8 protein-coding genes are annotated in these 7246 nt (G+C 70.3%); 6 read left to right on the top strand and 2 right to left on the bottom strand.

The genetic code is table 11. The features are described from left to right. Both earP and AC27IQ_RS16565 read right to left on the bottom strand, forming a co-directional pair. The coding region (gene earP, locus AC27IQ_RS16570; protein ID WP_487090107.1) for an elongation factor P maturation arginine rhamnosyltransferase EarP at positions 1-109 on the bottom strand (109 nt) is incomplete at its 3' end. A gap of 14 nt (positions 110-123) precedes the next feature. Beyond that, positions 124-1023: a LysR family transcriptional regulator gene (locus tag AC27IQ_RS16565; protein WP_272568647.1), complete on the bottom strand. Its 900-nt coding sequence runs from the start codon at positions 1021-1023 to the stop codon at positions 124-126. A 131-nt stretch (positions 1024-1154) separates the two neighbouring features. Here AC27IQ_RS16565 and AC27IQ_RS16560 point away from each other — a divergent pair, with 131 nt between their 5' ends. The 6 genes from AC27IQ_RS16560 to AC27IQ_RS16535 form a co-directional block, all read left to right on the top strand. Then, positions 1155-2369: a CaiB/BaiF CoA transferase family protein gene (locus AC27IQ_RS16560; RefSeq protein WP_487090106.1), complete on the top strand. Its 1215-nt coding sequence runs from the start codon at positions 1155-1157 to the stop codon at positions 2367-2369. Then, a complete protein-coding gene (locus AC27IQ_RS16555; protein ID WP_487090105.1) occupies positions 2366-3397 on the top strand; it encodes a hydroxymethylglutaryl-CoA lyase in 1032 nt (343 codons plus the stop codon). Before AC27IQ_RS16560 ends, AC27IQ_RS16555 begins: the two co-directional genes overlap by 4 nt. Positions 3398-3472: 75 nt before the next feature. Continuing rightward, a complete protein-coding gene (locus tag AC27IQ_RS16550) occupies positions 3473-4450 on the top strand; it encodes a Bug family tripartite tricarboxylate transporter substrate binding protein (protein WP_487090104.1) in 978 nt (325 codons plus the stop codon). A 194-nt stretch (positions 4451-4644) separates the two neighbouring features. Then, positions 4645-5592: a Bug family tripartite tricarboxylate transporter substrate binding protein gene (locus AC27IQ_RS16545; RefSeq protein ID WP_487090103.1), complete on the top strand. Its 948-nt coding sequence runs from the start codon at positions 4645-4647 to the stop codon at positions 5590-5592. Between the two features lie 248 nt (positions 5593-5840). Then, the gene (locus AC27IQ_RS16540) at positions 5841-6797 is read left to right on the top strand and encodes a MurR/RpiR family transcriptional regulator (RefSeq protein WP_487090102.1); all 957 of its coding nucleotides are present in this window, start codon (positions 5841-5843) and stop codon (positions 6795-6797) included. A 92-nt stretch (positions 6798-6889) separates the two neighbouring features. Further along, the coding region (locus AC27IQ_RS16535; RefSeq protein WP_487090101.1) for an isoaspartyl peptidase/L-asparaginase at positions 6890-7246 on the top strand (357 nt) is incomplete at its 3' end.

The raw sequence follows: 7246 nt of genomic DNA, 5'->3' as shown, positions 1-7246 counted from the left end.
CGGCGTGGCCCCGCCCGGCCAGGTCGGCGGCGAGGCGCCAGCACACGCCGATGTCGCCGTAGTTGTCGATGACCTGGCAGAACAGGTCCCAGCGCAGGGGGGAGGCCATGGGGTGCGCAGGGCTCATGCGCCACCCCCGGCCGGTGCCCGAAGATGCTCCACCAGCAGTTGCGCCACGCGCGACAGCGGCTCCCCGGACCGAACGCACAGCGACAGCTGCCGGTGCGCCCACGGCTCGGCCAGGGTGATGGGCCGCAGGGCCAGGGTGGCGCGGTACAACTGGGCGCTGCCGCGGGGCAGCACGCCCACGCCCAGGCCCGCGGACACCATGAGGCACAGCGCGTCGTAGCTGGTCACCTGGATGCGCAGCTTGAGCGGCAGGCCCGCTTCGGCCGCCGCGCGGGTGAGCTGGTTGTTGATGGCGCTGCCCGGGTGCACGCCCACGAAGTCGAACGGCAACGCATCGGCCAGCCGCACCGAGCGCCGCCGGGCCAGCGGATGGCCGGCGGGGGCGATCAGCACCAGTTCGTCGGTGCGGTAGGGCAGCAGGGCGACGCGCTCGCCGTAGCTGCCGTGGTTGAGGATGCCCACGTCCGCGGCGTTCTCGGCCACCGAATGGGCGATGGCGCTGCTGATCTGCTCCTGCAGCCGCACCTGGACCTGCGGGTGCGCGGCCATGAAGGCCGGCAGCTCGGCCGGCAGGAACTGGGTGATGGCCGAGATGTTGGCCACCACGCGCACGTGGCCCCGCACCCCGGCGCGAAAGTCGCGCATCTGCAGGGCGATGCCATCGAGTTCGTTGAGCACGCCGCGCGCCATGTTCAGCAGCGCATACGCCGCGTCGGTGGGCTCGGTACCCCGGTTGCTGCGGCTGAAAAGCTCCACCTGCAGGGTGCCCTCCAGCTCGGCCAGGCGCCGGCTGGCGGCCGACGGGGCGATGTGCTCGCGCGCCGCGGCGCGGGCGATGGCGTTTTCTTCCATCACCGCCACGAACAGGCGCAGGGAAACCGGGTCGAGCTTCATGGGCGCCGATGGTACTGCCGCCGGGCAGCCGGCCATGCCGGTTTGCGATGGCGGCGTCGCGCATCGGGGTTTTGCGGTGGGCGGGGGCCACGGCATGATCCGCGCCATTCGAACGAAGGGACGCGACAGGAATGACGACGACGGAAACGACAGCAGCCCCCGCCGCCCTGGCCGGGGTGCGGGTGATCGAGATGGGCCAGTTGATCGCCGGGCCGTTTTGCGGCAAGACGCTGGGCGAGTTCGGGGCCGATGTGGTGAAGATCGAGGCGCCCGGCGCGGGCGATCCGCTGCGCAACTGGCGGCTGATCAAGGAAGGCACCTCGGTGTGGTGGCAGGTGCAGTCGCGCAACAAGCGTTCGCTGGCACTGGACCTGCGCCAGCCGGAAGGGCAGGACATCGCACGCCGGCTCATCGCCGAGGCCGATGTGCTGATCGAGAACTTTCGCCCTGGCACGCTGGAGGACTGGGGCATGTCGCCCGAGGCGCTGCATGCGCTCAACCCTGGGCTGGTGATCCTGCGCATCTCGGGCTATGGGCAGACCGGCCCCTACCGCGATCTGCCGGGCTTCGGAATGATCGGCGAGGCGATGGGTGGCCTGCGCCACCTGACGGGCGAGCCCGGCCGCGTGCCGGTGCGCGTGGGCGTCTCCATCGGCGACACGCTGGCGGCGCTGCACGGCGCCGTGGGCGTGCTGACGGCGCTCTACCACCGCAAGGTGAACGGCGGCAAAGGCCAGGTGATCGACGTGGCGCTGCACGAAGCCGTATTCAACGTGATGGAGAGCCTCATTCCCGAGTACAGCGCCTTCGGTGCCGTGCGCGACGCAGCGGGCAGCGCGCTGCCGGGCATCGCGCCGTCCAACGCGTATCCGTGCACCGATGGCTGGGTGCTGGTGGCAGGCAATGGCGACAGCATCTTCAAGCGGCTGATGGACGCCATCGGCCGGCCCGACCTGGCGGCGGCGCCCGACCTGGGCAGCAATGCCGGGCGGGTGGCCCGGGTGGCGGAGATCGATGCGGCCATCGGCGAATGGACGGCCGGGCGCACCGTGCAGGCAGTGCTGGAGGGCCTGGGCGCCGCCCGCGTGCCCGCCGGCAAGGTGTATACGGCGCAGGACATCGCCGAAGACCCGCACTACCGCGCCCGAGACATGCTGCTGCCGCAGACCACGCGCGACGGCTATGTGGTCGAGGTGCCGGGCATCGTGCCCAAGCTGTCGGGCACGCCGGGCACGATCCGCTCCAGTGCGCCTCACCTGGGCGACGACACCGATGCGGTGCTGGCCGAGGCGGGCCTGACCGCCCAACAGATCGCGCTGCTGCGCAGCAAGGGGGTGATCCAATGACCGCGACTCGCAACCCGTCGAACGGGGCGGATGAAACGCGCGAAGCCCGGGCCGGCGTGTGGAGCGGCAACGGCCGCCGCATCCACCTGCAGGAAGTGGGAACGCGCGACGGCCTGCAGATGGAGCAGGCCTTCGTGCCCACGGCAGACAAGATCGCGCTGGTCGATGCGCTGTCGGCGGCGGGCCTGTCGAAGATCGAGGTGACGGCGTTCGTCTCGCCCACGGCGATACCGGCGCTGCGCGATGCCGAGATCGTGATGCGCGAGATCGTGCGGCGTCCCGGCACGGTGTACAGCGCGCTGGTGCCCAACGTGCGCGGCGCCGAGCGCGCCATCGAGGCGCACACCGACGAGCTGAACCTGGTCATGTCCGCCAGCGAGACGCACAACCTGGCCAACCTGCGCATGGCGCGCGCGCAGTCGTTCGCGGCGCTGTCGCAGGTGGTGGCCACCGCCCAGGCCGCGGGCGTGGCGGTGAACGTGTCCCTGTCGTGCGTGTTCGGCTGCCCGATGGAAGGCGACGTGGCGCCGGCGCAGGTGTTCGGCTGGGTGCAGCGCTTCGCCGACCTGGGTGTGCGCGGCATCACCCTGTGCGACACGACCGGCATGGCGTATCCGACCCAGGTGGCGCAGCTCACCGCCGCCGCCCGGGCGCGCTGGCCGGGGGTGGATTTCACGCTGCACTTTCACAACACGCGCGGCATGGGGCTGGCGAACGTGCTCGCCGCCATCGATGCGGGGGCGGACCGTTTCGATGCGTCGCTCGGCGGCCTGGGTGGCTGCCCCTATGCGCCGGGTGCGTCGGGCAACGTGTGCAGCGAGGAGGTCGCACACGCGCTTCAATGGATGGGCTACGACACGGGCGTGGATCTTTCGCAGCTGATCGCCGCGGCGGCCCGGCTGCCCGGGCTGATCGGCCACGACATTCCCAGCCAGATCGTGAAGGCGGGGCGCCGGCTGGACCTGCACCCGGTGCCGGACGGCTTCGAGGCGATCCGCGACCGGGCACTGGCGCGCGAAGCCGCCTGAACGCCGGGCGGCAGCGGCTTTCCCGCGGGCCGGCGCGGCGCGATGCATCGACAAAAACCCAAGGAGACAAAAATGATGGACACGCATTCACTCTCGCGCCGCGCGGCGCTGGGCACGCTGCTGTGCGGCATGGCGGGCACGGCCCTGGCGCAGGCGGGCTACCCCCAGCGCGCGATCACCCTCGTGGTGCCGCAGCAGGCCGGTGGCGCCAACGACGCGATCGCCCGCGTGGTGGCGCAAAAGCTGTCGGAACAACTGGGCCAGCCGGTGGTGGTGGACAACCGCCCCGGTGCGGGCGGCAACGTGGGCACGGCCGCGGCGGCCAAGGCCCGGCCGGACGGCTACACCCTGCTGCTCACGGCGGACAGCGCGCAGGTCATCAACCCCTGGCTCTACCAGCACACGGGGTTCGACCCGGTGAAGGATTTCGAGCCGGTGGCGCCGCTGGCCACGGCGGGCTACGTGCTGGTGGCGAACCCGGCGTTTCCCGCGTCCAACGTGGCCGAGCTGGTGGCGCTGGCCAAGGCGCACCAGGGCCAGTACGCCATCGCCTCGGCGGGCAATGGCACGCTCAACCACCTGATCGGCGAGATGCTGCAAAAGACCGCGGGCATCACGCTGCAGCACGTGCCCTACAAGGGCTCCGCCGCGGCGGCCACGGACGTGGTGGGTGGGCAGGTGCCGCTGTCGGTGCAGAGCCTGCCGTCCTCCATCGCCTTCATCAAGGCCGGCAAGCTCAAGGTGTTGGGCGTGGTGAACACGCGGCGCGTGGCGGCCTTGCCGGACGTGCCCACCATCGGCGAGACGCTGGCGGGCTTCGGCCAGACACCGTGGTACGGGCTTTTCGCGCCGGCCGGCACCCCGCCCGCCGTGGTCGCGCGGCTGCAGGCCGAGGTGGCCAAGGCGCTGGAGCAGAAAGACGTGGCCGAGCGGCTCGCCGCCGTGGGGTGCGAGCCCTACAAGGGCAACTCGGCGCAGCTGGCTGCGCTGGTGCGGGACGACCTCGCGCGCTGGGGCCGGGCGGTGAAGGACACCGGGGCCAAGCTGGATTGACGGCAGGCCGACCGGCCCGTGCGGACCGAGGGCGGGGCGCGACCTGCCGCCGCAGGGCTTTTTTTCTTTTGAATTTCAAAAAACCAAGGAGACATGGCATGAGAACGACAACGACAACGACAACGACAACGACAACGATAACGATAACGACAACGACAGCGATCACCCCTTGCGCATCCCGTCGCAGGGCGGCGATGGCCATCGCGCTGGCTGCGGCCTTCGCCGTCCCCGCCTGGGCGCAGGGCGGCTATCCGAACAAGCCGGTGACCCTGGTGGTGCCCACCGCCGCGGGCGGCACCACGGATCTGTCCGCACGCATGCTCGCGCAGGCCCTGGGCCCGGTGCTGGGCCAGTCGGTGGTGGTGGACAACAAGGGCGGCGGCAACGGCAACATCGCCGCCGGTGCCGTCAAGCGGGCCGAGCCCGATGGATACACGCTGCTCATGCAGTACTCGGGCTATCACGTGATCTCACCGCTGCTCACCCGGCAAAAGCAATGGGAGCCGGGCGATTTCCAACCCATCGCGAACGTGCTGTCGGCGCCGCAGATCATCGTCGTGCGCGACGGCCTGCCCGTGAAGACGCTGGCCGATCTGATCGCCTACGCCAAGGCGCATCCCGGCAAGCTCAACTACGCCTCGTCCGGCAACGGCTCGCTGCAGCACGTCACCGGTGCCATGCTGGAGCAGCAGGGCGGCGTGAAGATGGTGCACGTGCCGTACAAAGGCACCGGCCCGGCGCTGCAGGACCTGCTGGGCGGTCAGGTGGACCTGACCTTCGGCACCGCGCCACCGTTCATGCCCCACATCCAGGCCGGCAAGCTGCGCGTGCTGGCGGTGACGGGCAAGGAACGACTGGCCAGCTTGCCGGACGTGCCCACCACGGCCGAGGCAGGCTACCCCAAAGTGGATGCGACCTCGTGGTTCGCGCTGTTCGCACCGGCCCACGTGCCGAAGGCGGTGGTGGACAAGCTGGTGGCCGACGTGCGCACCGTGGTGCAGAACCCCGCATTCCAGCAAAAGGCCCTGGAGCAGGGTGCCACCGCCGACTACCAGGGACCGCAACCGCTCGCCGAGCGGGTGAAGGCCGATCTGGCCAACTGGGCGCAGGTGGTGAAGGCCTCCAAGATCGAGGCGGACTGATCGTTCCTCGCACCTCGGGCCGCCCGCTGAGGGCCCGCCAGCCATCGAAGCCCTGCGCCGCGCGCAGGGCTTTTTGCTTTGCGCGCCGCGCTGTGCGCCGAGGCAGCGGGAGAGTGGCCGTGACAACGGGACCCGTCATGCGCTTGTAAAAATTCTTTGAATGATTGAATTTTTTCTTTAATATGACGGTGTTGTAAATTTTTTATCAAAAGCGGTCGAACGCTTTTCCGCCACCCGACGCCTGTCCCATGTCAGCTATTCCCGACCCGAGCATCGAAGCCCCGACGATCGCCATCCGCATCGGGCGGGTGCGTCCCACGCTCACGCGGTCGCACCAGCAGATGGCGGACTACGTGCTGGCCCACCCACTGCAAGCAGCCACGATGCCGATCGACGAGTTGGCGGCAGCGGTGGGGGTGTCCATTGCCACGGCCAACCGGTTCGCACGGGCGATTGGCTTGGACGGCTACCCCATGCTGCGGGCCGAACTGGTGCGCGGCTTCGAAGCCATGCTGGCGCCCATCGAGAAGATGCGCATCAAGCTGGAAAAGCCCAGCAGCATCGGCGACGTGTTCGCCGCCGCGCTGGAGGAAAGCCAGCGCAACATCGCCGCCACGCGCGAGGCACTGGACCCGGCCGCGTGCGAGGCCGCCGTGCAGGCCATCGTGGGGGCGCGGCGCATCTACCTGGCCGGCTTCGGCGCCAGCGGCTGGCTCGCCGGTCTGCTGCAGCGCGGTCTGGATGCGCATTGCGACGGCGTGCACCTGCTGGCCGGGGTGGCGGGTGCGTCCTACGGCGCGCGGCTGCTGCCGCGCATGGGCGAGGAAGACCTGTTCATCGCCATCAGCTACCCCCGCTACCTGACCGACACCGTCGTGCTGGCGCAGGGCGCCTTCGAGCGCGGCGTGCGCGTGCTGGCATTGACCGACGGGCTGCAGTCGCCCCTGGTGCCCTTCGCCCACGGCTGCCTGTTCGCGCAGACCGAAAACCAGTACGCGGCCAATTCCGAATCGTCGGCGCTGGCCATGATCGAGGCGCTCACCAGCGCCGTGGCGCACCAGGCCAAGGAGTCGGTGAAGACCGCGGCGCGCATGACCGAGGCGGTGCTGCCCTGGCTGCACGACAGCTCGCGCACGCGGCTGGCGCCACGCTCGGCCGACACCGCCGCCAGGAAGCCCGCTGCCAAGGGCAGTGGCCGCGCCTGAACGGCGGCCGCATCCATCGCTCCCGATCGCCTTTCGCCTGGCCGATTGATTCGCTCCCATCCACTTCGCTGACCGGTTTCGCCGCCTCTTCCATGACCGTTTTTCCGTCTCCTTCCGGCCGTCCCGTTCCGGTGATCGCCATCCACGGCGGTGCCGGCACGCTGAGCCGCGCGCAGATCGACGCCCGGCAGGAGCGGGCCTACCACGGTGTGCTGCAGGACGTGCTGCGCGCCGGGCAGGCGGTGCTGGAGCAGGGCGGTTCCGCCGCCGATGCGGTGTGCACGGCCGTGCAGTTGCTGGAAGATTGCCCGCTCTTCAACGCCGGGCATGGCGCGGTGTTCACCGCCGACGCGACCCATGAACTGGATGCCGCGCTGATGGAGGGCGCCACGCTGGCGGCCGGCGCGGTGGCCGGCGTGCGCCACGTGCGCAACCCCATCCTGGCGGCC

The sequence above is a fragment of the Acidovorax sp. KPB24-07 genome, from assembly GCF_057543315.1.
Note: the sequence above shows the minus strand (reverse complement) of the source record. Positions and strands in the feature narration are given on the sequence as shown.